We start from the raw sequence: 26,854 nt of genomic DNA, 5'->3' as shown, positions 1-26,854 counted from the left end.
GTCGTACGACGGCTGTCGCGGGTCTCCTCGCTGAGGTTGCTGGTGACGTCCCAGCCCCAGTAGTAGAACGCGGCGATCAGCGCGCCCGAGGCGAACCCGGCCATCCCGTCGAAGCGGGAGAAGCCCAGCCAGGACCAGTCGAAGGCGCGGGCATCACCGGTGTGGAAGAACGCCAGCACCGCGAACAGGCCCAGCACGACCAGCTCGACGCCGGACATCAGCAACTGCGCGCGGACGGTCAGCCGGGCACCGCCCAGGACGACAGCGAGCATCACGATGAACCACGCGGCGCCCACCACCGTGGACAGGGCCGTGTTGTCCGCGAGGTTCTCGTCGAACAGGGCCAGCGTCATCGAACCGGCGGGCAGCGAACCGGCCACCATGAAGATGGTCGCGGAGACCACCAGCGCCCAGCCGCTGACGAAGCCCAGGAACGGGTGCAGGGTGCGCCCCACCCAGGAGTAACTGGCGCCGGCGTTCACATCGATCCGGCCGAGGTAGCTGAACGCCAGCGCGATGCCCAGCATGGGTATCGCGCAGTACAACAGCGCCGCGGGGCCTGCGAGTCCGACGGCGCCGACGAGCACGGCGGTGGTCGCGGCCAGGGAGTACGCGGGGGCGCTGCCCGCGACCGCCATCACTAGGGTGTCGAACATGCTGAGGGCGTTGGCCTGAAGCCCTCTGCCCCTGTTGTTGCTCATGGATGCGCTGCTTTCCGTGCTGCACGACACGAGGAGGTAAATTCGTTCCGACAGACTTGCCGGGGGCAGCCGAAGCGGCCTCGGCCACGAAGACACGAGGGATTCGGGTTCGAGGCCGGTGGCCCGCTGCGCGTCCTTCGAGGTGGACCCGTCGGTCCCTGCTACGGAGCGGATTACGGCGGGGTTCTCTCGAGGCGGCCTAGATGCCCAACCGTGACATTCCCCGCACCCCGCCGCAGGCCTTGGGCTTCGCCTGCGGGAACTCCTGCACCCGCTGCCCGGCCACGACCGTAGGAGTCCCGGCGCGGCGGGAGGCCCGGTCGCGCCGGACTCTGCCTGGCAGGACCTGGAATCCTTCCCTCGCGTGCAGTGGCGCGGCCGCGATCGGGTCCTTGTCCGCACCACGGCCCTAACATGCGGCCGCGGAATGCCGGCGACGCACCGGCGAGGCAATTCTGACGTACTGCACCTTTCGCAGGTACTGAATCCAGCTCATGTGTACTGAATCCAGCTCGTGTCGAAGGAAGCAATGAAGCTACGACCACTGTCCTGCCGATCACGCGGGGCCGCGCGGGGACCTCGCCACGGCGAAACGCGGCGGCGGAGGTCGCGCGCCACACCGTCACGGACGCGACCGACGGCGGGATCGTGATCTTCGGGGCACCGGGCTCCCCGGTCAGGGACAACACGATCACCGACCGGACCAAGGTCCTGCTCGGCGGGATCAACATGGTCGACTTCGCGCCGATGAACGGCAACTAAACCGGGGAGCGTGGTCTCGGGCACCATCCTGGGAGCGTTTTACCATGTCCACCGCTTCCTGACACCGACGGGCGGAGCTCGCAGGCAAGCGCCGCCCGTGCTCCCCAGGCATAGCTCCGTCACAGCCGGGGCTCACGGCCTCCGATCCCCGGTGATCTTCCCCCGCCAGGGCCCGGATGCCCATGCCACCTCGCCCTCAGAGGGTTCCGGAGCGCAGTGCGAAGGCGACCGCGTGGGTGCGGTTGCGCAGTCCGAGGCGGTTCATGATGCCGCTGATGATGTTCTTGATGGTGCGCTCGGAGTAATTCAGTTTCTGGGCGATCTCCGTCGTGTCCAAGCCGTCCGCGAGGAGTCGCAGCACCTCAACCTCGCGGGCCTCCAGTCCGGACGGGGTCAGCCCCATCGGCGCCAGTACGTCGCGGTGGACCGCTCCGATGTGGTTGATCAGCCAGCCCTGGATCGAAGTGGGCAGCACGCCGCATCCGTCGGCGACACCTCGGATGGCCTTGGCGATTTGGTCGAACCCGGCGTCCTGACGCCATATCACGCTGCGCAGGCCGAACTGCACCGCCCGCACCACCTGGCCTTCTGTCATGCTTCCGGTGACCAGCACGATTCCCATGCGCGGATTGACCGAGCGGGCGGCGACGGCCTCCATGAGCAGCATGGTCTCCTCGACGACGGCCACCGTCAGCATCAGAACCACGTCCGCCCGCTCGTGTTCCTCCCGGGGCAGCACTGTCAGTCCCCGCTGCCTCTTCAGGCAGGAGGCAGCTCCCTCCCCGGTGACTGGGTCACTCGCGAGGATTGCGATCGAGATCATCCTCAAACGTCCTTCCTGGGACGCCTCGCCTCGGCACAGCGGAACTGCAACCGCCGGCCTCGGTGGTCAGAGCGGCCACCAGGCCCTGCCCTCCGCCCCGTCCCACGACCGGCTGGTCACCGCTGGGGAACGGCATCGGCCGGGAGTGCCGCGCCGACAGTGGGCCGCGCGAACGTCCTCACCGGCCGCCCGGCCGCCTCCGGAACCAGCCCCCCGCGCGACGACGGCGTCGGGCGGCGTTTAGAGAGCTGAACCCCATCGCTGCGCTGATCACTCGCAGGAAGGCCTGAGCTGGGTCCATGCCTGGCTCCGCAGGGCTGCCGGCGAACGAGACCGCGGGCCGGTTCTCGTCTTCCTTCACAGTGAGTGAGGACGAGGTGATGTACATACTGGATTGATCGAGCCTTTCAGGGCACGCGGACTGCTCGTACGGCGTCAGTTCGCGTGGGGGTGGCAGCCGGAAAACGTCTCAGAGAGACCGCCACGGGGAGGACCGGGAACGCCTCGCATGCTTCTGGCCGCTGATGGATGCCCGATCGCATTCTGATACTCAGTCAGCCAGATCGCCCGACTTCAGGTCCTTGCAAGGGCTGTGAGACCGGCGCCGGTGCCTCTGATCCTGCTTACCGAGACGGTCGTGAAGAGGTTCTAGCCAGGGCACAGCGACACAATGAACCGCCTCGGACTGCGCAACCGCCCCCCGCGCCGTCGCCTTCGCGTTGCGCTCCGGAACCCTCTGCGGGCCACTGACTGGAGTGCGGAGTTTCGCAGGCGAGGGGCCTACGGAACGGCCACTGTCCGGAACACCGCCGCCCCTGCGCCAGGCCGCAGTACCGACAGCTTGAGCGTGCTTTTCGGCAGCGGCTCGTTGATCCGGGAGAAAATTCCCGGAAGTTGTCTTTTCGGTGGACTTTGTTCGATTCGTGATCAGTCGGCGTAGAGAGTGAACTTCTCCCAGCCGTTGTTGGCGGGTTGGTTCGCGATCAGGGGTGCGGTGCCGTTGTTGGAGGTCACGTACATGTCGTTGGCCTCGGCGACCAGACTGACGGTCCGGTTGGGATTCCTGATCATGCGGAATGTCTCCCAGCCCTGGGCGACGGTCCGGTTGGCGATCAGCGGCTGCGTGCCGGCGTCCTCAGCCGTGACGAACAGTCCGTTGGCTTCCGCCCGCAGCTGGACCTGGTCACCACTGAGGTAGGTGACGTCGAACGCCTCCCATGGGCCGGCCTGCGTGCGGTTGGCGATGAGTGGTTGCGCGCCGGCGTCCTCCGCTGTGACGAACAGGCCGTTGTTCGCCTTGAGGCTTATGGTGGTGGGGCGTTCCGTCAGTCCGAGCAGGCCCGTCAGGGACTGGTTGGGGAGGAAGTCCGACTGCAGCGTGCTGTTGCTGACGGACGCGGACTGGAATCCGCTCGGTGCCGAGGCGATGGAGCCCGAGCAGTTGGAGGCCTTCACATAGCCCACATGCGTGGAGCTGTCGGTGTTGCCGGTCACCGTCCAGTCTCGGACACCGTTGGCGACGAACCCGTAGCCCATGTGTGCGCCCCTGAGCGTGTTTCCCGTCACGGTGGCGCCGTAGTTGACGACGGTGGAACCACATCCCCAGGGCAGCGGGCCCATGGCCACGGCGATCTTGATCAGGGAACCCGCAGCGTCGATCGTGTTGCCCGACACCACGGTGCCCGTGTAGTTGCCGCCGTCCGGGCCGTAGTCGACCATGTTGATGCCGCCGAGAAGCACCTTGGTCGCGGCGGTGATCGTGTTGTTCCGGACAGTCGAGCCGGGAGCACCGAAGATCACGATGCCGCCGTCGGTGGCATCCCGGATGGTGTTGTTCTCCACCAGGGTGTGGCCGCAGTCCAGGGAGATGCCGTCCGCCCAGGTGCCCTCCGGCGTGTCCGTGCCCGCGTCGGTGAGCAGATTGCCGGACAACGTGGCCTGCTGGCACGCGGGTACGCCACCGGCCGAGTCGCCGCCGAACAGGTGGAGGTCCGACCAGCCGCGGGTGTGGTGGGCATACACGTTGCGCACGGCCTGGCCGGTGCTGTTGCCACCCATCTCGATCAGCGCGTCAGCGTTGGCAAGCCGTCCGTACTGCGATCGAGAGCCGTCCACTTCGACGTTCTGCAGAACCGCACCGGACTGGTCGTGTCCAAAGACGGCCATCGCCAGGGTGGTGCTGGCGACCCGAAGGACGGCCCGGGTCCCGTCGGTGGGGAGACCCTGAGTCTCGATGCGCTGGTCAGGGGCAGTGAAGTAGACGGTCTTGCTGAGGTTGAAGACGGCGCCCGGGCAGAGTTCCGCCACGTCTCCTGCCCCTGCAAGTGCAGCGGTGATGTCAGCGTCTGTCCCAGAGGGTATGCAACCGGCGGCCGAGGCTACAGAGACGGTCGGGCCGAACCAGGTCAGACCCGTGACGATCAGGCCCAGAACGGTTCCGATCACCAGAGCCGAACGCCCTCGCACGCGGGAACCAGCAGAGCCCAGGCGTCGCTCCAGCCTCCCTCGTACTCCGTCCGCTTGCCGGGCCAGTGATCGTCGCTTCATCTGCTTCCTTCGACATGAGCTGGATTCAATCCATGTGAAAGATGCAGCGCGTCAAAGGACCCCGACGCACCGCCAACTTCCCGCAGCCGCATGCTAGAGCCGCAGCTCAGACAAGGACCCGATCCCAGCGGCGCTGCGGTACGCGAGGGAATGTTTCCAGGTCTACCGGGGCAGAGTCCGGCGCAGCCGCCCGATTGCCGCGCCGGAATTCCTAAGGTCGTGACTGCACAGCGGCTCTGGGACTCGGGTCAGCACGGAGCCCGGCCGCCGTCGTCGGCGGCGCTGACCATCCAGCGTCACGAACGGCAAGCACCGCGCACGTCACTCGCGGAGGTGCGGCGCGACCGTCCGGCCATGCCCGCCCGATGCCGGCGCGATGGGGGACGAGGCTTCGGGGCTGCCGCCGGATGGAGAGTGGAGCAGACACACATGGAACGCACAACCGGGCCAGCAACCAGCGGCGAGGAACCCGCCGTGGATTTGTTCGGCAACGTCGTGAGGCAGCGGGAGTCGTCGACCGCAAGCGACGGCCCGTTGGGCAGTCTAGTCAATTCAAGATCCACAGGTGTCACGGACCTTCACTGGACAAGGCGTTGGACATGGCGTCCAATTCAATCTAGCCTTTGGGCTGCCGGCCACGAAGCAACCTGCGGCGGGTGCGGCATTCGTAGATGCCCCATTCGGCCTTCGGATGCGCATCAACAATCGTTGACCCACCGGGGTCATCCCGGCCGAGAAGGCGGAGGAACGCGACGCTGTCACGGCTCGTCGCAGCGATTCAGGGACCTGCCGTCCCTGGGTACGGTGCTCCGCACACCAGCGCCCATGCCGCTTGTCACGCACAGCGCAGCCCCCGGCTGCGCCGATACAGGGTGTGGCTGCACCGCTTGATGGAAGCAGCTTCGTGACTCGTGCTGTTCGGGATCCGCAGCTCCCCCGAGCCGCCCTTTTCGAACCGCTAGGAGATTTGACTTGGCTACCACCGAAGTACCCCGTCCCACTCTGCTCCTGGTGCACGGAGCGTGGCACGGCCCCTGGTGCTGGGAGAGACTCGAGTCTGCGCTCGCTGACGACGGCTGGACGACTCGCACGGTCGCACTGCCCAGCGCCGTGAGGCCAGGCGTCCCGGCCACCGATCCGCTCGCCGGCGTTCACGGGGACGCGCAGGTCATCCAGGAGACCCTTGCAGGCATCGAGGGAGCCGTGGTGGTCGTCGGTCACTCATACGGCGGCATTCCAGTCACCCAAGCCATCGCCGAGGCCCCCAACGTCTCGCATGCCGTCTACCTCGCGGGATATCAACTGGACGTGGGAGAGAGTCTGCTTGGCTTCCATGGCGCTCCCGAACCGGAGAATCCGAAAGGCGTCATCCCGCCGGCGGAAAACAGCGACGCTGCTCTCTATGCCGATGTGTCCGAAGCAGAGACTGCGCGAGCGGTGCAACGGCTAGTGCCGCAAAGCCTGAGATCCTTCAGTGAGCGCGTGACAAAGGCGGGGTGGCGAACCGTTCCCTCCACCTATGTCATCTGCGAGCAGGACCAGTCCCTGCCGCCCCAGGCACAGGAGAAGCTCGCTGCCCGGGCCAAGACCATTTGTCGGCTGCCGAGCGGCAACTCGCCGTTCCTGTCGATGCCCTTGGAACTTGCCGCTCTTCTCGCGCGCATCGCACTCGAAGAAGCCGGCTGCCCCCTCCCAGCGGCGTAGCTCAGCGTCGGCGCCCGAACAGCCGTGTCCTGCCCGCCCGTAGAACACCTCAAGCGTTTGGAGGTCCCAACAGGGGCGCCAACAGCCGGAAGGTGATCAGGCAGGTGACGCCACCGAGGAATGCTTCGTGGATGTCGTCGCGCCGTTCCAGCGGGTTCGCATGCACAGGAAGCCGTGGAGCCAGGTCATGGCGCGTTCGACCGACTCGGCGGAAGATTCCCAGCCGGAGCCGTGCGGTTGGACTCGCTCGGCGATGACGGAAGGCATGACCTGATTGTCCGCCGCACAGGATCGTCAGTCCGGAGTCGAACAGCCTTGTCCTCCAACTGCGCAAGCGTGGCATCTCACAGGTGATCCTTGTCGGCATGGCCGCCAACCTGTGCACCGAGGGGCACCTCCGAGACTGCTCGAGCAGGGGTTCGAGGTTGCCGTCCGCGTCGCCAGCGCCGGACCCCGACTGCCCGAAGGCGACGGCTACCTGGCTGTGCTGATCAACTTCCGTTTCCTGGCCGGCGCCGCATGGTCCGCTGAGCAGACCATCAGCCAGGTGCGCGCGGCCTGGCGACAGGCAACTCCCCCGAAAGCAGAAGGCGAGACATGAATAGAAGCGAAGTCACCGAGCGGATCATGGAATCGAAGATCCAAAACGGTATCCGGTGGTCAGACGTGGCTACGGTACTCGGCGGAAGCAAGGAGTGGGTCACGGCCGCCTGCCTTGGACAGATGGCCTTCACCGCGGAGCAGGCAGCCCAGGTGGCCGCCATCTTCAAGCTCCCTCACAAAGCAATTGCCGTACTGCAGGTGCCCGTGGCCCGAGGCACGCTGGACACGCCGGTGCCGTCAGACCCTCTCATCTACCGGCTCTACGAAATCGTGAGCGTCTACGGCACAACGCTCAAGGAACTCATCCACGAGGAATTCGGTGACGGCATCATGAGCGCCATCGACTTCCGCATGGAAGTGGTTCGCCAGGAGGACGACGCCGGCGACCGAGTCGGCATCACCATGAGCGGCAAGTTCCTGCCCTACAAGCCTTACTGAGCCTGGATCCATCTGTAGTCCGGGGCCGGGACTGGGGTTGGAACCAGGAAGTGTCTTGTGTTCACCGGGAGCTCGGTGGCGTACCGCAACCTGCCGCCGGGCAGCGTATCGGGTGCGGTGTTTGGCCATCGACGCCGGGTCAAGCAGGGCTACGGCTGCGCCACGCAGAACGCCTCCCTCGGCTAGGAACGTGTCTCAGTAAGTGGCGACTGGCCGGGTGGTCGTGATCGGCGGGATCGACGGTGATCGCCCGGTTGCGGCCTGGGGTGCTCGGGAGCGTCGTGTGCTGCTGAGTTTCGTGGCTCGGCGAGGGCGGCCGGTGGCCGGGCCGGTAGCTGATCGCGGCGGCGAGTCCGGCGGTTCCGAAGGTTCGGAAGATCTTGCGGAGATTGCGGCAGACGGCCAGTAGCCTCTCCGCGGGCCCCGTCCTGGCCAGGTAGGAGCAGTTGGCGGCCGTTGTGGCAGTGATCTGGCCGAAGACGGGTTCGACGATGGCTTTTCGGCAGCTGTAGGCGGCTCGGCCGGGCTTGGTCCGCAGCTTGCGGGCCATGCGCTCCTTCAGCGTGGCCCTCGCCGGGATGCGTCCGCGTGGTGCGGGCAGGACCTGTTCGTCGTGGGCAAGGCGGCCGGTGGCCATGAACGTGTCGGTGCCGCAGGACAGTTGGCGCTCTTGGGCGGCTTCCAGGTTGGCCTTGGAGCAGTATCGGGCGTCGACGAGGGCCTGCTTGGGGTGGTGACCGGTGTTGGCAGCCGACTGGTCGAGCATGCTGGTGTAGTCCAGCGCGTCCGAGGGGTTGGTCGTGACGTCGGCGGCGGTAATGACCTGGTATTTCTCATCGACGACGGACTGGGCGTTGTATGCCTGGATGTAGGCGCCGTCGCTGTTTTTCATGATCCGTGAGTCGGGGTCGGTGAAGTTGGCCCGGGCCTTGGGCTTGGGCCGGGCCCAGCGGCAGCCTTGTTGCCCGCGTCGGTGACAGCCTGCTCGTCGCTGGTGCCAGCCCGTTCCTGACGGCGGCGTTCCTTCTCTTCCGCGTGACGGCGGGCCTTCTCGGCGGCCTCGGCTTCGATCTGCGCGCGGGCAGCCTGCAGCTTCGCCAGACGCTTCTCCCGCCGGTCCAGTTCGGCAGGCAGGTCGGTGTCCTTGCCATCGGGACCGAAGACCTGGTCCTCGGCGTGGTCGTTGGCCTCCGCATCGGCCAGCAGGGCCTGGACCCGGGCCTCCAAGGAGGCGATCTCCGCCTCGATCCGCTCTTCCTTGTCGACCAGGCGGCCGTAGCTCATCGCCTTGTGCTTGGAGACGCTGGCCCCCAGCTTCGTGCCATCCAGCGCGGCGCGGCCCATCTTGACCATGCCCAAGGTCATGGCAAGGCGCAGCGACTGGATGAACAAGTCGGCCAGCGCGTCCAGGTGACGGCGGCGGAACCGGGCGATCTAGCGGAAGTCCGGGGCCTGGTCGGCGGCCAGGAACCGGAACGCGACATCGTCGGCACATTTACGCTCGATCGCCCGCGAGGAGCGGACCCCGGTGATGTAGCCGTAGATCAGCAGTCGCACCATCAGTCGAGGGTCGTAGGGCGGGTAACCCCGCTTCTCGGTGCAGTCCGCGAGGATCGGCCCCAGGTCGAGCACCTCGTCGACCAGGTCGGCAACAAACCGGGCCAGGTGGTCCTCCGGCAGCAGTCGTCCAGCGACGGCGGCAGCAACACCTGGTGCGGGTCGAACGCCCGAAACATCTTGTCCACCGCCGCCGGACGACCCTGCGGCCGCCTCTTCTCGACCGGCTCGGCCTCGAACAGCCCATCCCCACCACGCATACCTGATCAGCAACAGACCAAGATCACGAGACTTTGCAACAGCCCTGGCCAGGTCATCGCGGGCGTCGACCCCGGTGCCCGGACAGTGGTCACGTATCCGAACGCCGTCTTCGACGACGACTGACAGTGCCGGGTCTGCGACGCCGAGGTCGCGGAAACCTCCTACTGCGCGTTCACCGGGAAACGGAAGGAGCACCCCACCACCGCCCAGCTCCTGGTCTGCCGCGTCCGGCGACTGAACACCGCCCAGGCCCCGACAGGGCGAGTTGTTCGCCGTTCACCGCTTCGCTGTCACCCGCCTCGCCTTCCTCGACGCGAAAGCCGACCACCGCTGTTCCGTCATCGTCGAGCAGGCCTTCGCCGACACGGAGGACTCCGCTCTCGCTCGCCTGCCCCCGGAGAAGCTCACCGCGAACGTCGCCTGGCTGACCCGGCGACCATGCCCGCAACCTCACGTCCCTGCCTGTCTCACCTTTTGCCTGCGCGCCTGACCGCCCGACCTGAACGTCCGCCCTCGATCCGAAGGTGTTGGAGACCCGCCACCGGAACGGTCATCGGCGGCCACCCCTGCCCGAAACCTGAAATACCCTCCTGGAACCGACAAAAAGCCAAATCAGGATTTGAACAGTGGATCCAGGCTGAACCCAGGTCCTTGCCTGTCCGTATCTGTGAGTAGGCAGGCAAAGTAACTATTCAACTGAATGGAATGGGTTGTGAGCGATAGCGAAAATTCCGCTGCAGAGTTCTACACGGGGGAGGCCCATAGATTGATCTCAGAGGGAGAATCCCGCGTTGCTCCCTTCGAGGTGCGAATCCCTACAGGGAGTCAGAGTATGGGCAACGCCGCCCCAAACCACGAAGAAACAATTGCGGCTATAGTCAATAGCTACTTTGATCTGCCACCGGCTTCCGCAGCCTCGAACGGGCAACCGAGGGAACAGGGTCAATCACACTTCGCCGGCGCATCGACTGATGCCGCTCTCCAGCCTAACGTGGCTCAACGGAGGCCGGTCGCCGCGCCGCCGCCCAAACCAGGCTCTGGCTTTGATCCCGACGCGTTTGAGCCCACGTTGAGTGAGATCCCCAAGGTGTGGGCGAGAAAAATTGTGAGAATTGCGGCAGCAGCCAGATTGGTGGCCCCTGGCACATCAGCGGCGCGGAGCCAGCAGGACCAGCAGGGCCAGCCGTCAGAGCCAGCTAAGCAACGGAACGTCCTCAAGAAGGCTGCTCGCAAGCCCGCCATTGGCCGTTGAACAGATGCCGCTGGGCTTGGGCATGCCGGTCGCCGTGCCTCTGCCGTCGGCGATAGTGGGCTTGCCGCCTTCAGTCCGCGGGCATCGGTGAAGCGGCGGCGGTCGTCTCCGATCTCGGCGAGCGCCGGAGTGTCGAGATTGTCGCCGAGACTGGGGAAGTTGGGGGTCACGTCAGCGTGCGCGTGATGAGGGAAAGCCTCCTCCAGTGCCTTTGCGAGGTCGTCCGAGGCCGCGCAGACTACCTCCAACTCCCGCAGCAGGGCGAGCATCTGCTTGCCCTGCGCGTTCTCGACAGGTGGCGGCTGATGAGCGTAGTCCGCCCGGAAGATCTCCCGCATCCAGTCCCTTCAGCCTCGCCGCTGGCTCCGGCCGGCCCGCTTGAGAGCGGACCGGCAGGCCATGTTGGTGTGCGCGAGGACCAGGGCGTCGCCGGGTCGGACTTCTTGGTGTGTTCTGAACGTGGAGGAGGGTTCGGCGCAGGATGAATTCGGTCGTCCCCGCCGCCGTGGGCGGTCTGCCGCCGGCACTCGGTCTACAGGCGAAGGGTTCGCAGAGCGGCTGTCCGTCGCCGGTGCCCGGCGGGCGGATCACGTGAGCCGCCTCCTCTCCGGTCGCGTCGAGGCCGAACGACACGGCGGGGATGCAGCCACGTGGTCCGCTCGTTCGCCGACCAGCGGCCATTGCCCCGGCCGCCGACGCCCCGCGCACCGACGGCCGTTGTGGAACGCTCGGCCGTCAGCAGAGAGATCGCCGCCGCCAGTGGCGTCAATGAGCCGTGCGTGAATCGGGTCCTGGACAGGCTCTCCCGATGGCAGACCGGGTCGGCTGTCGCGGGGGCCGAGAGCGGCATGTCTCCGATCTATGATCAACGGACGCGAACCCGCGTCCGACGCCGCTCCCGCAGTCCATCTCGCGGCAAGACCCGATACCGTCCGGCCCGGAGACGCCTTGCCGCCGGAGCGGCGAACGCCAGCGACTCGTCGCCGTATTCTCCGAACAGTTGAGGGTCTGTCGCCCACTCTTCACGATTTCCCTGTCAAGTGCCCGGTGGTACGGTCCCGGGCCCCATCGCTTCGGAAGCGAGTCCCAGCATGGTGCGTGTCCGATCGTCCCTGGCGGAACTCCCCGCCTACGTCCCGGGCCGCAAACTGCCCGGCGCGGTCGTTCTGAGCAGCAACGAATCCCCGTACGGGCTGCTGCCCGGGGTCGCCGGAAGGCTCGCCGCACTGGCGGGCGGGGTGTCGCGCTACCCCGACATGAGCGCCGCGGGACTGGTGCGGGCCATAGCCGAGCACCACGGGGTCGAGCCCGAGCGGATCACGGTGGGCGCAGGCTCCTCAGAGGTCTGCGGTCAACTGCTGCACTCGGTCCTCGACCGCCCCGGCGACGAGGTCGTCTTCGGCTGGCGGTCCTTCGAGGCGTACCCGATCCTCACCGCGGTCGCGGGCGGTACGGCAGTGAAGGTCCCGTTGCGCGACCACGCCCTGGACCTCGACGCCATGGCCGCGGCGGTCACGGGCCGGACCCGGCTTGTTCTCGTCTGCAACCCCAACAACCCCACCTCCACCGGGATCGGCGAACGGGCGCTGCGGGACTTCGTGGACCGTGTGCCCGAGGACGTGCTGGTGGTGGTGGACGAGGCATACCGGGAGTACGCAGACCCGGCGCTGGTCCCGGACGCCCTGTCTCTCCTCGGCGACCGCCCCAACGTCGTGGTGCTGCGCACGTTCTCCAAGGCGTACGGACTGGCGGGACTGCGCGCGGGCTACTGCGTGGCGCCCGAGGAGATCGTCGCCCATGTGCGCAAGACCCAGGTGCCGTTCAGTGTCAGCGCTCTCGCTCAGGAGGCCGCCGTGGTCGCCCTCGGAGAGCGTGCGGAGGTCGCCCGCCGTGCGGCGCTCACCGCCGTCGAACGGGCGCGGATGACAAGGCGGTTGCGCGCACTCGGCTTCGAAGTGCCCGACTCTCGGGCGAACTTCGTATGGCTCCCGCTCGCGGACGAGACCGCGAGCTTCGCCCTGCATTGCCTCGAAGGCAGGGTCGTGGTCCGTCCGTTCCCGGGCGAGGGCGTCCGGGTGACGGTCGGGCTGCCGGAGGAGAACGACGCCCTCCTCGCACTCGCCGCGATCTGGAGAGGCTGAAGGCGTGCGTCCCGGTCCCTACGAGCGGCATCGCGAACTGCTCCAGAAGGCGGTACGGGCCGTCTCCATCGGCCACTGCCGTGCGCCGTTCACGGACGCAGCGGAACACAGCGCCGCCGACGCGGGCATGAGGTCCACCCGGACGGCGGGGAAGGTCTTCGGATCCCTGCTGGGACGGCCCTTCGACCTCGACCAGCCCGGTGAACTCGGACGAGTGGCCACCGAGTCCTCCCCGTACGGCATCGCCATGGGCATCGGCTACCCGCGCTGCGACCCCGCTGTCCTGGTGGCGGCAGCCGGGCGGGCGATGCCCGGCTGGCGTGCCGCCGGTGCCCACCAGCGCGCCGGGCTGGCCGTGGAGATACTGCACCGGCTGAACATCCGCAGCCACGAGCTGGCCCTCGCGGTCCACCACACCACCGGCCAACCCCTGCGCTCCGCGTTCCTGGCCGCCGGGCCACGTGCCCAGGACCGGGCGCTGGAGGTCGTGGCCCATGCCTTCGCCGAGTCGGTGCGGGTCCCCGCAGAGCTGCGCTGGGAGAGCACCCGGCGGCGCGGGCAGCCACCGGCGATGCACGGCACCTGCACCGTCGTGCCCCGCGGAGTGTCCCTGCTCGTCGGCTGCCCCGACTATCCGCTCTGGAACGGCCTTCCGGGCGTGTTCGCCAGTCTGGTCACCGGCAATCCCGTGATCGTGGCACCGCATCCGCGCTCCGTACTGCCCCTGGCGATCACCGTGCGCGTGGCGCGGCAGGTGCTCGCGGAAGCCGGCCACGATCCCGACACCGTGACGTTGGCGGCAGCCGAACCCCAGGAGCGGCTGCACCGGAGGCTGGCCACGGACCCGGAGGTGCGCATCGTCGACTTCACCGGCTCGGCGCCGTTCGCCGACTGGCTGGAGCAACACGCCCGCCAGGCAACCGTGTTCGCCCACCGGACCGGGCTGAACACCGTAGTCGTCGACTCCACCGACGACTACGCGGGCCTGATACGGGGACTCGCGCACTCTCTGTGCCTGTGCAGCGGCACGCTTCGCACCACGCCGCAGAACATCCTGGTGCCGACGACAGGCGTCGAGACCGACGTGGGCCCGAAGACTCCCAGGGAACTGGGGGCCGACCTCGGTGACGCCGTGGACCGGCTGCTCGGGCATCCGGCGCGGGCGGCACGGCTGCTGGGGGCGACCACCGGTGACGAGGTGCGGGCGGGGCAGGCGGAGGCCGCACGGTACGGGCCCGTGCTGTGCGCGTCCCGGTCGCTGCACCATCCGGACCATCCCGGCGCCGATCTGCGCGGACCGCTGCTCGTGCGGCTGGGGGCGCGGGACAAGCGGGTCTACGCCCGTCAGTGGCCGGGGCCGGTCTCGTTCCTGGTGGGCACCGACTCGACCGCGCACAGCCTGGCCGTCTTCCGCGCCACCGTGGGCCGGCACGGCGCCCTGTACGCCGGAGTGCATTCGACCGATCCGCTGGTGCTCGCGGCCGCCGAGACCGCCGCGCTGGACGCCGGGGTGCACCTCGTACAGAACGTCGCGGACGACCACCCCGCCGATCCCTCCTCGGCCGGGGCGGACCTCCCCACGGCGGGCGCCCACTTCGTGACCGGACGGTTCCGGGCCCTACGGTCCCGGTGGCACGCGCCCGTGCCGGCCCATCTGGCGGACGTATGAGCAGGGCGTTCCGCCGTGGGTGGCGGTACGCCGCCCACGGTCAGGCGGTCCAGTCGGCCCCGCCCCCGCGCATCTGACCAACCAGGTGCGCGTCGACCGCACACCCGAAATCGCCTGGCTGCTCTCCAGCACAACCCGGCGCAGCAGCACGTTGTCCGGCTCCTGGCCAGCGCCAGCACGTCGAAGTCGCCTGTCACGAAGGCGACATGCTCGACGTAGGGGATCTCGGGTGCTGCACGCCACCGGCATGGCCGAGACCCTGCACCCTCAGGGGCGAGGACGGCGTGGCCATGGCCCTCGTCGGCTGTCGTCGCCGAACGGCTCGGCCAGGACGCCACGAAAGCCGACGCCGCCCAGCAGACGCTTTTGCTGCGGAACCGTGCCTACGCCATCTGCAACGTCTGTTCCAGAGGCAGGACGAGACGACAGCCGGTTGGATCAGGCGCCGGCGTCTTGAGGAGTGCCGACGGGACTCGTCTGCCCGCGCCGGACGAGACCGGCTGTCGCCGCCGTCGTACACCGTGGGGTCTCTTCAGCGCTGTCTACTTCAGCCGGGCGTTCCGCGCGGCCTACGGGGTGTCTCGGCGAGTGGCAGGCCTCTGACGGACAGGCCGCAGGCACAAGCATCATGGTGTGCGGAGCCGGACCCGTCCACGACCACCATGAGGTAACGACAACACTCTCACCGCCGCACTGCGGGAGGTCGGCACCAAGACCCACGAGATCCCCGAATTCGCCCCGCTGCCCGACTGGATCGACGCAGCCGACCTCACCGGCGCCATGACCACCGTGGACGTCCTGCACGCCCAGAAAGGGACCAGGCCCGCTGCCTCGTCGAGCCACACGACGCCAGTCCCTGCTGTGGGTGAAGAACAACGAGCCCGCAGTCGCCGGCCGGTTGAGAGCGCTGCCCTGGAAGCAGGTCACCGCCCTGGAACGCTCCCGCACCCGTGGAGACCGGCGCAATGAGGTCCGCGAGGTCGAGATCGTCACCGTCGACAGGCTCCCTTTCCCTCACGCCCTGCAGTTCGTGCGCAACTACCGCAAGCGGCGCCGCAGCGACGCCGGGAAATGGCAGACCGAAACCGTCTACGCCGTCACCGGCGTGGCCGCCTATCAGGCCGCCGCGCAAAAGTCGCGGCCTGGGCACGCGACCACCGGACTATCGAGAACACCGTCCACTGGACCAAACACGTCCCGTTCGCCGAAGACGCCGGCCAGGTCCGGCGCCACCGCACCTCCGCCGTCATGACCGCCCTGCCTGCCCTGGCCCGCGGTCTCCACCGCGCTGGCCGGGCCGACATCGCCAGCGCCCAACTCGCGCGGTCACCCGAAGCCGTCCTGACCCTCCACGGCATCCCCAGACCAAACCGGGTGGACTGACTCTCCGCGGGGCTCGGTAGGCGCGGGACTGATCCTTTGCGGCTCGGTGTACGTAGTGGTTGTGTAGCGGTGGTTGCAGCTCACTGGGCTGGTGCCAGGGCGTGATGCTTTTTGTTCGTCTCAGCGGAGACTGCCTGTGTGAGAGGAGCGGGGCGGGATGGTTGCTTTGAGCGGCGAGTCCTTTCCGCCTGACGGCGATGCCGCCCTTGTTGTGTCACCCGAACGGGAGCCGTTTCGCGATGTCTTCGGAAGTCAGTCACCCGGTCTTCTCGCAAGATCGATGTCACTGACCCTGGATGTCGCTACGGCCCTTACCCGCAGGCCGGTTGTGGCTGCCGCTATCGCCTGTCCAGGCCGTTCGACCTCGCGTCGTCCGGGTGCTCCGCCTGGGTCTGCGGCTTCGCCGACAGCAAGGGCTGCAGCTATCGAGGAAGGGCTAACGAGCCGTGCGCCGGCGGTCAGCCCATTTTTTTGGGCGGCTTCGGCGTTGCTGACATGCCGCTGCCTCATGGCTCATATCGCCGTTTCGATAGGCGATGTGCATGGAGTATTCGTCAGCGATTCGAGCAATTACCATCCGGTGGGGTGCTAACGTCACACCCATACACAGAACAATCGATCAAGGGGTGGCTTATGCCAAATGAGCGAGAGATATATTGGGAAGGTTTTCATGAGGTGCTGGAAAGATACCTTAGAGAAAAAGAGACGCGTCTGACCATCTTGAAAACTTACCAGGAAACGGCAAAGAACGGGCAATATATTCACCTAGGGAAAGCGCTCGCCGATTTTGGGGAGCATGGCCTTCCTTCGGACTGCCCAGAGAGCCTAAGGTATCGACTGCTCGATATTAAACTAATTAAGAGCCCGCCGAATTACGCCGAGGCTGCCAAGGAGCCACCGCCTGAATATGCGCAGGGCTCCCAGCAGACGAGCGGGCATTCGGCATCGACAGGCGGAACCAACCCGCTGCCTCATATGGCGAATCCATCGGGGTCCAGGCAGGGGCAAGGGCCAAGCCGGACCCCTACGAGGTAGTGCGGGAAAGCCGGCGGCGCTGAGGTTTTCCTCCATGCAATAGCGCGCGATCGTAGACAGGGCCCGCGGGTGAGTCACCTTCGCCCGGCTGGATCATGTGAGTGCCCGACTGACGCCGGTTGCGAGGCGAGCACGGCCCTTGTGGATCATGGAGTTCGGTGTTTCAAGCTCCGCAAGGTTGCCGTGTTTTGTTTCCCTATTGATCCGAAACGGAAAATTTTCTGGGGCGTTGGTCCCTGCGTGAGTAAACTGGTGGGTGATACGCGCCAGTTGTCGCCGTCGGTGCAGGAGGCCCTTCGGATGCGGGCGGTGGCCGCGTTGGCGGCGGGCCAGCCTCGAGAGGATGTCGCGGCAGTGTTCCAGTCTCACTCAAAGCCGTGGACAACTGTTGGGGCGAAGTGGCCGGCAGGCGGACGTGAGGCACTCGTGGCCCAGCCGCGCGGGCGCGCCGGGTCGGCGAATAACAGGTGGCCGATGTGGTCGAGCAGCGGGCGATCCGGCAGGCTGTACTGGATCACCGGCCCTGTGACCTGGGCCTGGCGAGGCAACTGTGGACATGCGCCGGGGGTGGGGGACCTGATCGCGAAGCTGTAACGGGTGCGGCTGACCGAGCAGCGTGTGGGCAAGGATATGCGCCGCTGGGGCTTGTCCTTTCAGCGCCCGGCCAAGCGGGCCGTCGAGCAGGACACGGAAGCGGTCCGCGTCCGGCGCGAGGAGGCCTGGTCGGCGATCCACGTGAAGCCGAAGGCCGAGAGTGCCGAGGTGCTCTTCGCCGACCAGGTCGGCATCCGTTCCGACCAGGTCACCGGACGCACGATGGGCGCCAAGGGATGCACGCCCATCCTGCGCCGTACGTGCAACCGGTTCTCGGTCGGCGCGATGTCCGCGATCAACACCAAGGGCCGGATGCACTTCATGGTGTTCACCGAGACCTTCGACGCCGACATCATGTGCCGCTTCCTCGATCGACTCGCGGGCCACTTCGAACGGAAGGTGCACCTCGTCCTGGACGGACACTTTGCCCACCGTTCCCGCAAGGTCCACGCCTGGCTCGCCGATCACCCGGACCGCATCGCACTGCGCTTCCTGACGTCCTGCTCGCCGGAGCTGAACCCCAACGAACTGGTCAATGCCGACCTCAAGCGGAGCCTGCCGATGCGCGGCCGGACCCGCGACCAGGCCCAACTCGCAGCCGAGGCCCGCCGGTTCTGCCACCGGCACAGTGTCAGCCACACATCATCCGCGGCTATTTCCGCGGCCCACACGTCCGGTACATCCTTGAATAGAATCCCTTGAGTTTCTGATCAATAACTTGACACACCTGGACGGTTCGGCGCTTTCGTAACCCGTACACGCAATTTTGAGGGCACATGAAGAAACTGGATACGTCGGGCAGGGGAGGGGGACGACGGGCACGGGGCGATGCGGTAGCAGGCGGCCAGCATGGCAAGGACCAGGGGTACCTCAATCATGGTGAAGTTGTCGCCGATGCACTGCCGGGAGCCTGCGCCGAACGGAATGAACCCACCACGGGGAATTCTGCGGTCCTCGCTCCAGCGACTGGGGTCGAACTTCTCAGGGTTGGGAAAGAGGGAAGGCAGGCGATGAATCAAGTAGGGGCTGTAGATGACAGTGGTCCCGGCAGGTACGCTCTGGCCTCCCAGGGTCGCAACACTGCTCGTGACGCGGGTCAGCAGCCAGCCGGGAGGGTGTAGACGCAGCGATTCCAGGACTGTGCCCTTGACGAGAGGGAGTCGGTCCAGGTCTTCAACAGTGGGGACTTGCCCTTGCAAGACGGAGGTGACTTCGTGGTGTACACGTTCTTCGAGGTCAGGATGTGAGGCAAGGAGGGTGAGGCACCAGCCGAGTGTTGAGGCCGTGGTCTCCACGCTTCCGAGGAAAATGGTGATCACTTGGTCTGCTATTTCCTGCTGCGAGAGGGGACGGCCCTCCTCGTCGCGAGCGAAGAGCAGGAGCGACAGCAGGTCGTGGTGGTCCTTGCCGGAGGCTTTGTACTCGTCGACGAGCCTGTTAGTGATGTTGCGCATCCGTCGGCGAGCGTCATCGAATCTGCGCTTCCCCGGGGTGGCGATACGGGCCAGGGGAGATGGCAGGATCATGCGTGTCCCCGAGCCGCTGATGATCTCTCCCAGAGCGCGGCATGATTCGTCGATCACTTCTGGTTCCATCGGGGATGCAAACATCGTCCGTGCGGCGATTCGGGTGGTGATTTGTTGCATCGCCGGGTATATTTCGAGGCTCTCATCCGTGGGCCAGGTTTCCAGGGCCGCCTTGGTTTCCTCAACCATGATGCGCGCGTATTGGCTGTGACGGTCGGTGTGGAACGCGGGCTGCATCATGCGGCGCTGGCGCCGGTGCTGTGGACGGTCTGCTGTGGTGATGCTGTCGCCGACAAGCGTCCGTACCCGTTGGATGAACACACCGCCTTTGGCATAGGTGCGGTCGTCGGTGAGGACCTTGTGGATGAGGTCTGGGTGGCAGACGACGAGGGCCGGCGTGGGGCCGAGCCCAATCCACACCAGGTCACCGTACGAAGGCAGAGCGCTGAAGAAGGACAACGGGTTGATAAGAAGAGAAGCCAGGTTGCCCAGCACCGGCAATTTGCCGGGAGCTGTAGCGCACTTGTAACTCACGACCGACATCCGTGCACCTCTGGGTGGGTGGCCTGATGACCGGGCTGAAGCTCCTGGGTCGAGGGCGAGGTGCTGATCAGCCAGTCAGTAGTCATTGACGTTGCTTCTGGTTCTGTTGTCCGGCTGGCGTGGTGCTTGTCCTCGAGCTGGAAGGGAGTGCGCCGGCCGAGCAGTTCGGGATCCCAATGCCGTGCGGACGGGCTCGCGTACGCGGGTGGGATGGGCGGGCAACCACGGCGTTCCTCTTCCCCACACCATCTGATCCGCTGTCACCTACCCCCGCATCTCGGGGAAACCTCAGACAGCCCACCACCAGGCGGTTCCAGCGTAGGGCAGCGGGCCGGCGGACGGTCGCGGTGCGCAGGCTGTGACGTGGTCGGGCAGGACGGCTGGATTGTCGGGGTTGCGATAGCGACCGCTACCGAGGCCCCAGTCCAGGTTGCCTCTGATCCATTGATCAAGAAGCTTCAGGTACCGCTCTCCCTCGGCTCCGAGGCGACCTTCGGTGGTCTCGCGCAGCTGCAGGTAGCGTGTGAGGATCCTGTCGCGTATGGCGATGGCCATCGGCAGCGCCTCCTCCGGCGTACAGGCGTTGTCCGCAGCCAGGACGTCGATGAGGTTGATCCCATCACCGCAGCGCAATGTCTCCTTCCAGTGCGACATGATGTCGTTGTCCAAGCCCACCAGGGCACAGCACATCTCGGTGAGCGCGCGCACGTCCGTCCGGTTCATCTCCTGTGCGGGCACCTCGAATCCGCTGGTGATGTCCAAGACGGCGCAGCAGACCGGCATCGAGCCGTTGGCGATGCGTGCGGTCAGGTAAGCGTCCGTCTCCGGCCTGGTTCCCCGGGCGCGGTGCGCAGCTTCCCACGCCTGGTATGCCAGGTAGGACCGCAGTGCGTCGATCCAGCGCATCAGCTGTGTGGGGGAGGCTGTTGCGGCAATGCGGCGGCGCAGGTCCAGGAAGGCTTTCTCATGGGCGGTCATGACGGCTGGGGAAGTCCCTGTTTCGGCTATCCGAAGGAGTCGTGCGACGAGCAGGCTCATCGCTGCCGGGTCGGCGCTGTGGGTTCCTTCGTCGCAGTAGGTGTCATCGAAGATGAAGAGCCACAGCAGACTGTCAACGGAGATTTGCGTCAGGGCTGTCGGCGCGTGGGCTTCGACGGTTCTGGCACCCAACTCGCCGCAGCCTATTGCGCGCACCCGGCGCTCTTGCTCAGCATCCCGTGCGAGCTCCAGGTCCTGCATCCAGTTGAGGGCGTTGGATTCCATCTCCTGCTGCGCTGGATGCAAGCCGGCATCAGCGAAGGGGCACCACAGAGCAGGGACGGCCAAAGGAGCAAGTGCCGGTGTTGTCATGAGATTCTCCCGCGAGGCTCGGTCAGACTTGCAACGGGTGTGACGGCGCCTGCGTGGTGCCCGTGCCGGTGTCCGGGGTCGGATCGGGAAAGGGTGCTGCAGTGCGGCTTGGGAAGTGCGAAGCTCACGGATTCCGTTGCTGCGGTGATTTCGGTGACGTCCGTCCAACCGTGCTCGTTCAGCAGTGCCAGGACGTCCTGGACAAGGATTTCGGGAGCTGAAGCACCGGAGGTGACGCCGATGGTGGACATTTCATGCAGCCAGGTTGTGTCGATGGCGTCGGCATGGTCCACGAGGCGAGCCTGGGGGGCACCGGAGTCCAGGGCTACTTCTACCAGTCGCTGACTGTTGGAGGAATTGGACGAGCCGACAACAAGGACGAGATCGGCTTCGGGGCTCATCTTCTTCACCGCGTGCTGCCTGTTCTGCGTGGCGTAGCAGATGTCGTTGTGGTGCGGGGAGAGCAGGCGGGGGAATCTACGCTTCAGGGCTTGGACCGTCTCCATCGTTTCGTCGACGCTGAGGGTGGTCTGTGACGCCCACACCACCCGGTTGGGGTCTCGGACCTGGATGTGCTCGATGTCGCTTGGACCGGCGACTATCTGAATGCGCTGCGGGGCGTGGCCCAGTGTCCCGGTGATTTCCTCGTGGCCCTCGTGGCCGATCAGGAGGATGTCGTAGTCCTGCTGGGCGTATCGCGTAACCTCACGGTGCACTTTGGTGACCAACGGGCAGGTGGCATCGATGACCGTGAGATTCCGTCGGGCTGCTTCCTTGTGGACTTCTGGTGCAACCCCATGGGCGGAGAACAGGACGACAGCTCCTCGCGGCACCTCGCTGGTGCGTTCGACGAACACCGCACCTTGCTTGCGCAGGTCCGAGACGACTCGCTTGTTGTGCACGATCTCGTGGCGGACATACACGGGTGGCCCGTATGTCTCGAGCGCTTGTTCCACGGCTTTTACGGCTCGCACCACACCGGCGCAGAATCCGCGTGGTGCTGCCAGGAGCACGCGCTTGGGGCGAGCCGTCATGATGTTCTCCGCACGGCACTGTCTGCCAGGATCCGCAGATTCTGGACAGCGCGGGGGCTGAGGTGACTAACAGAATCGAGGCAGTTGTACACCCGTCGGCAGCGGTCGGCGATCATCTGCTCGACCGCGCGGCGGGCTCCGCAAACGGTGAGGATATTGCGGATCTGCTCTGCTTCGCCTTCGGTGAGCCCGGGCCTGCCCAGCAGGGCGTCGAGTCGGGCGCGGTGAGCCGGGGCGGCATCACGGTGCGCGATCGCGATCAGGGCCGTCTTCTTGCCCTCACGCAGGTCGCTCAGGCGGGACTTGCCCGTCACTTTGGGATCGCCAAAGACACCCAGGAGGTCGTCGCGCAGCTGGAAGGCCTCGCCCAGCGGGATGGCGTACTGGGTAAGTTCTTCTACTTGCCGTCGTGTACCGCCGGCCAAGGCAGCCCCAAGGTGCAGAGGGCGCTCGACGGTATATTTGGCGGTCTTGGAACGCACGACCGCCAAGGCGGTGTCGAGGTCTGCTGTCAGTGAGGATTGAGCTATGAGATCCAGGTACTGACCGCCGATGACCTCGGTGCGCATGGCATCCAGAACCGGCCGCACGGCGGTTCGCTGGGCCGCGGTGAAGCCGCAGGAGTGCAGCATCTCGTCCGACCACATGAGGGCAAGATCGCCTAGGAGGATGGCCCTGCCGACACCGTCCCGTTCGGCGCTTGGCTCATCGGACAGGTTGCTTGAGTCCGCCAGCGCGCGGTGGAGACTGGGACGGCCTCGCCGGGTGTCGGAGCCGTCCATGATGTCGTCGTGTATGAGGGCGAAGGCGTGGAACAACTCCAGTGAGGCGGCGGCCTTAAGTACCGCAGGGGTGGGGTTGTTCCCGGTGACGGCGGTGTATCCGACACAGGCCATCAGCGGGCGTACACGTTTGCCGCCGCGGAGCACGAAGTCGTGCAGCAGGCTGACGGCGTGATTGAGGCGCGGATCGTCGAAACGGCGTTCCAACATGAAGGTGTGCAGAGTCCGGTCTATGCGCCCTCGCGTATCGGACAGGGACAACGTGCTGGGGGCGATGGGAGCGGTGGTCACAGCATCTCCTACAGAGGGGCGGCGGTGAGCTTGAGGGCCTCGTCGAGCAGGGCCTCAACAATGTGATGTTCGGGAACGGTGCGTATGACGTCACCGCGGACAGAGATCTGGCCTCTGCTGTTGCCGCACGAGGCGCCGATGTCGGCATCGCGGGCACCTTCCTGGTTCGGGCATGCCACACGGATGATGTCGCAGCCCGCGGAGACGCACGTGGCGATCTGCTGCGGGGTGCCGTCGACGTCCCCCCGTCCGTGTCGTCGTCATCGTTTGCCCGCTGACCGGGGCTCCGCCGCCGACGGCAACGGCCCACATGGATTTGCCGAGCCGAGCGGCGCGGGAAGCGTCGAGGCGGTGTGGGCAGGCCGAGATGGGTGGTCGTCATGCCGGCCTCTGCGCGATGGTGAGATCCCCGGTTTCGCCGCAGGCCGTGAGGATGTGATCAGCGAGCTGACCCGCTGACAGCCCTGCCTGGTCAAGCAGTCCGCCGCGGTCACCAGCAGGCGTGAAACTGGTGGGCAGGCCGCAGTTGTGGACAGGTGTGTTCACTCCTGCTTGGCGGCAGGCATAGGTGAGGCGGCTGCCTGCGCCGCCATCAGCGAGTCCGTCTTCGACTGTCACGACCCGATCGTGTTGCGCTGCCAGATCTATCAGAGCGCCGCTTACCGGGAGTTCCCATACAGGCGCTGCAACGGTGACGCTGATGCCACATGCCTCGAGCCAGGCTGCTGCCAGAAGCGCCGGCTCGGCCAGTGGGCCGTAGACGACCAGCAGCACATCCTTGGCCTTGTGAGTCGACGTCAGCAGGTCTACGTCCCCGTGGCGTTGGATGGCCGGGATGTCGGCATCCGCCGAAGCTTTGGGGTAGCGCACCACCGTCGGCCCATGGGCGTGTGCAACGGCCTCGGCGAGGGCGCGGCGCAGCGTATGGGGGTCGCGGGGCGCGGCCAAGCGCAGTCCGGGAACCATCGCCAGGAGGTTGACGTCCCACATGCCGTGGTGGGAGGGCCCGTCCGGACCGGTGATCCCTGCGCGGTCCAGAACGAACGTCACACCGAGCCGATGGAGAGCAACGTCCATGAGCACTTGGTCAAACGCGCGGTTCAGGAAGGTGGAGTAGATGGCGACAACGGGGTGAGCCCCGCCCATCGCCAGGCCGGCCGCGGAGGTCACGGCGTGCTGCTCGGCAATACCGACGTCAAAGAATCGCTTCGGGTACCGAGCGGCGAAGTCCGCCAGCCCGGTCGGACCCGGCATCGCCGCAGTGATGGCAACAAGCTGAGGATGCTGCTCTGCGAGCCGGCACAACTCCTCGGCGAACACATGTGTCCACGTCGGTTTGGCAGGCTTTGCAGCGACACCGGTTGCCGGGTCGATGGGACCGATCGCGTGCATGCACTCTGCCGGGTCGTTCTCCGCCGGGGCGTAGCCCATGCCTTTGACAGTTACCGCGTGGACCACCACTGGTCTGCCCAGATCCCGGGCCCAGCGGAGCGCCCTTTCCAGTGCTTGCTCGTCATGGCCGTCCACAGGCCCGACATAGGCGAAGCCGAGTGCGGTGAAGAGGTTGTTCTGCAGGACGCTGGGAACGGGTTCGTGTTGCGAGTCCACCTCCCGTCGTCCACTGCCGACGTCGGCGAGCAGCATGCCGACCCGGCCTGCAGTGGGCGCGTAAGAGCGGCCGTTGTCGTTCAGCACCACGATGACGGGCTGCTCGGGTGCCGCGCCGAGGTTGTTGAGGGCCTCCCACGCCATGCCGCCCGTCAGGGCGCCGTCGCCGATCAGTGCAACCACCCTGCCCTCATGGCCCTGCAACGCGCGTGCTTTTGCCAGGCCGTCGGCATAGGACAAAACAGTGGAGGCGTGGGAGTTCTCGATCCAATCGTGGGGTGATTCCGCCCGCGACGGATAGCCCGACAGTCCGTCAGCCTGGCGAAGCGTTGAAAAATGCCCGGCCCGTCCCGTCAGAATCTTATGCACGTAACTTTGATGGCCCGTATCGAACAGCAGCGCATCGCGGGGGGAGTCGAACACCCGGTGCAGCGCGATGGTCAGCTCCACCGCGCCAAGGTTCGAACCCAGATGTCCGCCGCTCGCCGCCACCTTGGTGACCAGGAAACTGCGTATCTCCTGCGCCAGTCGGGGCAGTTCACCCCGGTCCATCCGGCGAAGGATCCGCGGTTCCATTCCGTCGAGTTGAACAGGCTTATCGGTGATGGAAGTCACTGACTGGCCCCTTCCTGTGGGTGAACACGCATCTACCTATGCCCCGGCCAGCAGGCACCGGCGGGCTTCCAGTGGAGGAGGGAGCGCTTCGCCAACTGCGGCTGTGGCAGCCAAGTGAACTCAGGAGCCTGCCTCAGCGGAAGTGCTTACCGAAGTCGAGATCGCGCAAAGCATGCAAGCTTGTTCCCTTGTGAAAGGCGTGCAGACAGAGTTCATTCGACTCTGACCATCTTGTCGTGCACGGGTAATGGCGTTGGGCGGTCGGGGCCGTCCCACGGCAGGGCTGCTCCTGGTCGTTGCCCCTCGTGATCTCACTCGTCAACGTCTATACATGGGTTCCCTGTTGGCACCGTTCGTGCCATGCTCGACCTCTCGCATGAGGTCTGAGCTTGTGCGGTTTTGACGGACACCGTCGGTGTTGGTGGTCCGGCCGCGTCCGCGCTCTCGCGTCGGTGCGACTGCGGTAGCCGAGGCTCCTGTGCAGTCGGTGCAATTTGCCCCAGCCCTCGATGAGTCGAAGCGCGCGGACGCAAGGACGAGACCCTGGCCGAGGTCGCCGCGGGGTTCGGCGTCTTTACCGCGGCTGTCGGCCGGTACGTGACTGAGACGGTCGAGATCCTCGCCGAGCGCGCACCGAGCCCGCACGAGGCACTGCGCGAGATGCAGCCGGAGACGTCTTGTGCTCCTCGACAGCACCCTGGTCGCCACCGACCGCACCGCGGCGGATGAGCCGTACTATTTCGATGAAGCACCGCCGCCACGGGACGAACGTGCAGGTCGTGGCCGCTCCGGATGGCAGGCTCCAGTAGTTCCCGCGAGCGCTGCCCGGCCACACACCTCGATCAGGTGATCCGTTGACGTGCACATCAGGTGACTCCTTCGCGGAGGTACACACCTGATTCATGAGACTCCCGGTGCGGATGGCCGCGATGGTCCGGCTGATGCGGTTGGTCGAGCAGCGGGCCCGGCGTAGAAGTCGCCAGAACTTGAGCTGGGCGAAGGCGCGTTCGTCGGGAGCCCGCAAGTCGGGCATGATCGTGGTTGTACTGCTGATAGTGGTCGGGGTGTTCGCGGCGGCCGTAGTAGGGAGTTCGGACGGTGGCGCCGGCTCCCTGGTAGGTGCGGTCCGCGAGGACGAAGACTTCTCGTGGAGGCCCGCCTGGACGATCTCGCGGGCTCGGGCCGCGGTCAGGTCGTGGGGTCCGGCCCGGGATGGCGATCACCTGCACGTTGATGCCGTACTTCTTGTGTTTCTGGGAGTAGCGGCTCGTCGGCCGCGATCCGGGTGGGTGGGGATCAGCGTCCCGTCGACGATGCCGAAGTCTCCCTCGCCCAGGCCCGCGAGACACTCGCGCAGGCCCCGTGCCCACGCGGCCGGAACCTCCATGGTTTCGGCCATATACCGCCAGGCAGTGAGCCTTTTCCAACCTCAGTTTGAGCCGGTGAGGTGGAGGGTGAGGACGGCTTGGACGAGGCTGGTGATGCGGGTGGTCGGTGCAGCGGAGCTTGCGCAGGAGCCGCCAGGTCTTGAGTGCGGCGACGGCGGGTTCGACCAGGGCTCGGATCTTGGCCTGCGAGCGGTTCACGGCCTGCCGGCCCTCGGACAAGTTCTCCCACCGGCCTCGGTACGGCACG

At 66.4% G+C, this 26,854-nt stretch carries 15 protein-coding genes and 4 pseudogenes; 7 read left to right on the top strand and 12 right to left on the bottom strand.

Annotated features, from left to right (window positions below):
- The 3 genes from AB0I54_RS45715 to AB0I54_RS45705 form a co-directional block, all read right to left on the bottom strand.
- Positions 1-701, bottom strand: a 701-nt coding sequence (locus AB0I54_RS45715) for an APC family permease (protein ID WP_363302316.1), incomplete at its 3' end; no start/stop codon positions are given.
- 958 nt (positions 702-1,659) lie between these two features.
- The gene (locus tag AB0I54_RS45710; RefSeq protein WP_363302315.1) at positions 1,660-2,286 is read right to left on the bottom strand and encodes a response regulator transcription factor; all 627 of its coding nucleotides are present in this window, start codon (positions 2,284-2,286) and stop codon (positions 1,660-1,662) included.
- Positions 2,287-3,213: 927 nt separating this feature from the next.
- Positions 3,214-4,593 carry a right-handed parallel beta-helix repeat-containing protein gene (locus AB0I54_RS45705; RefSeq protein ID WP_363302314.1) on the bottom strand — a complete coding sequence of 460 codons (1,380 nt, stop codon included), beginning with the start codon at positions 4,591-4,593 and terminating at the stop codon, positions 3,214-3,216.
- 1,251 nt (positions 4,594-5,844) lie between these two features.
- Between AB0I54_RS45705 and AB0I54_RS45700 the strand changes: the two genes are divergently transcribed.
- Positions 5,845-6,537: an alpha/beta hydrolase gene (locus AB0I54_RS45700; RefSeq protein ID WP_363302317.1), complete on the top strand. Its 693-nt coding sequence runs from the start codon at positions 5,845-5,847 to the stop codon at positions 6,535-6,537.
- A gap of 96 nt (positions 6,538-6,633) precedes the next feature.
- On the opposite strand, the gene AB0I54_RS45695 is transcribed toward AB0I54_RS45700, so the two are convergent.
- Positions 6,634-6,804 (bottom strand): hypothetical protein, encoded by a 171-nt coding sequence (locus AB0I54_RS45695; protein WP_363302313.1) that lies wholly within the window; start codon positions 6,802-6,804, stop codon positions 6,634-6,636.
- Between the two features lie 330 nt (positions 6,805-7,134).
- Between AB0I54_RS45695 and cynS the strand changes: the two genes are divergently transcribed.
- Positions 7,135-7,578 (top strand): cyanase, encoded by a 444-nt coding sequence (gene cynS / locus AB0I54_RS45690; RefSeq protein WP_363302312.1) that lies wholly within the window; start codon positions 7,135-7,137, stop codon positions 7,576-7,578.
- A gap of 334 nt (positions 7,579-7,912) precedes the next feature.
- Here cynS and AB0I54_RS45685 read toward each other — a convergent pair.
- Positions 7,913-9,377, bottom strand: a pseudogene (locus AB0I54_RS45685) (IS1182 family transposase); the annotation flags it as partial.
- A gap of 2,362 nt (positions 9,378-11,739) precedes the next feature.
- Between AB0I54_RS45685 and AB0I54_RS45680 the strand changes: the two are divergent.
- From AB0I54_RS45680 to AB0I54_RS45660, 5 genes and pseudogenes are all read left to right on the top strand, one after another.
- Positions 11,740-12,789: a histidinol-phosphate transaminase gene (locus tag AB0I54_RS45680; protein ID WP_363302310.1), complete on the top strand. Its 1,050-nt coding sequence runs from the start codon at positions 11,740-11,742 to the stop codon at positions 12,787-12,789.
- Positions 12,790-12,793: 4 nt separating this feature from the next.
- On the top strand, positions 12,794-14,458 hold the full coding sequence (locus AB0I54_RS45675; RefSeq protein WP_363302309.1) for an aldehyde dehydrogenase family protein: 1,665 nt from the start codon (positions 12,794-12,796) through the stop codon (positions 14,456-14,458).
- Between the two features lie 865 nt (positions 14,459-15,323).
- Positions 15,324-15,710 carry a hypothetical protein gene (locus AB0I54_RS45670; RefSeq protein ID WP_363302308.1) on the top strand — a complete coding sequence of 129 codons (387 nt, stop codon included), beginning with the start codon at positions 15,324-15,326 and terminating at the stop codon, positions 15,708-15,710.
- A complete protein-coding gene (locus AB0I54_RS45665; protein WP_363302307.1) occupies positions 15,707-15,841 on the top strand; it encodes a hypothetical protein in 135 nt (44 codons plus the stop codon). The genes AB0I54_RS45670 and AB0I54_RS45665 overlap by 4 nt, the downstream gene beginning before the upstream one ends.
- 1,335 nt (positions 15,842-17,176) lie before the next feature.
- Positions 17,177-18,162 (top strand): annotated as a pseudogene (locus AB0I54_RS45660) (IS630 family transposase).
- Between the two features lie 18 nt (positions 18,163-18,180).
- Here AB0I54_RS45660 and AB0I54_RS45655 read toward each other — a convergent pair.
- The 7 genes and pseudogenes from AB0I54_RS45655 to AB0I54_RS45625 form a co-directional block, all read right to left on the bottom strand.
- A complete protein-coding gene (locus AB0I54_RS45655) occupies positions 18,181-19,539 on the bottom strand; it encodes a cytochrome P450 (protein ID WP_363302306.1) in 1,359 nt (452 codons plus the stop codon).
- 288 nt (positions 19,540-19,827) lie between these two features.
- Positions 19,828-20,802 carry a terpene synthase family protein gene (locus AB0I54_RS45650; protein WP_363302305.1) on the bottom strand — a complete coding sequence of 325 codons (975 nt, stop codon included), beginning with the start codon at positions 20,800-20,802 and terminating at the stop codon, positions 19,828-19,830.
- 83 nt (positions 20,803-20,885) lie between these two features.
- Positions 20,886-21,923, bottom strand: a complete 1,038-nt coding sequence (locus AB0I54_RS45645) for a 4-hydroxy-3-methylbut-2-enyl diphosphate reductase (protein ID WP_363302304.1) — start codon at positions 21,921-21,923, stop codon at positions 20,886-20,888.
- Positions 21,920-22,996 carry a polyprenyl synthetase family protein gene (locus AB0I54_RS45640; RefSeq protein WP_363302303.1) on the bottom strand — a complete coding sequence of 359 codons (1,077 nt, stop codon included), beginning with the start codon at positions 22,994-22,996 and terminating at the stop codon, positions 21,920-21,922. The genes AB0I54_RS45645 and AB0I54_RS45640 overlap by 4 nt, the downstream gene beginning before the upstream one ends.
- 378 nt (positions 22,997-23,374) lie before the next feature.
- Positions 23,375-25,219, bottom strand: a complete 1,845-nt coding sequence (gene dxs, locus AB0I54_RS45635) for a 1-deoxy-D-xylulose-5-phosphate synthase (protein ID WP_363302302.1) — start codon at positions 25,217-25,219, stop codon at positions 23,375-23,377.
- 880 nt (positions 25,220-26,099) lie between these two features.
- A pseudogene (locus AB0I54_RS45630) lies at positions 26,100-26,639 on the bottom strand (transposase family protein); the annotation flags it as partial.
- A gap of 9 nt (positions 26,640-26,648) precedes the next feature.
- Positions 26,649-26,854: pseudogene (locus AB0I54_RS45625) on the bottom strand (IS5/IS1182 family transposase); the annotation flags it as partial.

The sequence above is a fragment of the Streptomyces sp. NPDC050625 genome, assembly GCF_040654755.1.
Taxonomy (GTDB): Bacteria; Actinomycetota; Actinomycetes; order Streptomycetales; family Streptomycetaceae; genus Streptomyces.
The sequence above is the reverse complement of the archived record's forward strand: the minus strand, read 5'-3'. Positions and strand labels throughout refer to the sequence as shown.

Coding starts and splice junctions, on each gene's coding strand:
- AB0I54_RS45680 (WP_363302310.1), top strand. CDS start 11,740: ATGGTGCGTGTCCGATCGTCCCTGGCGGAACTCCCCGCCTACGTCCCG.
- AB0I54_RS45665 (WP_363302307.1), top strand. CDS start 15,707: ATGACCGCCCTGCCTGCCCTGGCCCGCGGTCTCCACCGCGCTGGCCGG.
- cynS (WP_363302312.1), top strand. CDS start 7,135: ATGAATAGAAGCGAAGTCACCGAGCGGATCATGGAATCGAAGATCCAA.
- AB0I54_RS45650 (WP_363302305.1), bottom strand. CDS start 20,802: ATGGAATCCAACGCCCTCAACTGGATGCAGGACCTGGAGCTCGCACGG.
- AB0I54_RS45695 (WP_363302313.1), bottom strand. CDS start 6,804: ATGCCTTCCGTCATCGCCGAGCGAGTCCAACCGCACGGCTCCGGCTGG.
- AB0I54_RS45645 (WP_363302304.1), bottom strand. CDS start 21,923: ATGACGGCTCGCCCCAAGCGCGTGCTCCTGGCAGCACCACGCGGATTC.
- AB0I54_RS45710 (WP_363302315.1), bottom strand. CDS start 2,286: ATGATCTCGATCGCAATCCTCGCGAGTGACCCAGTCACCGGGGAGGGA.
- AB0I54_RS45655 (WP_363302306.1), bottom strand. CDS start 19,539: ATGTCGGTCGTGAGTTACAAGTGCGCTACAGCTCCCGGCAAATTGCCG.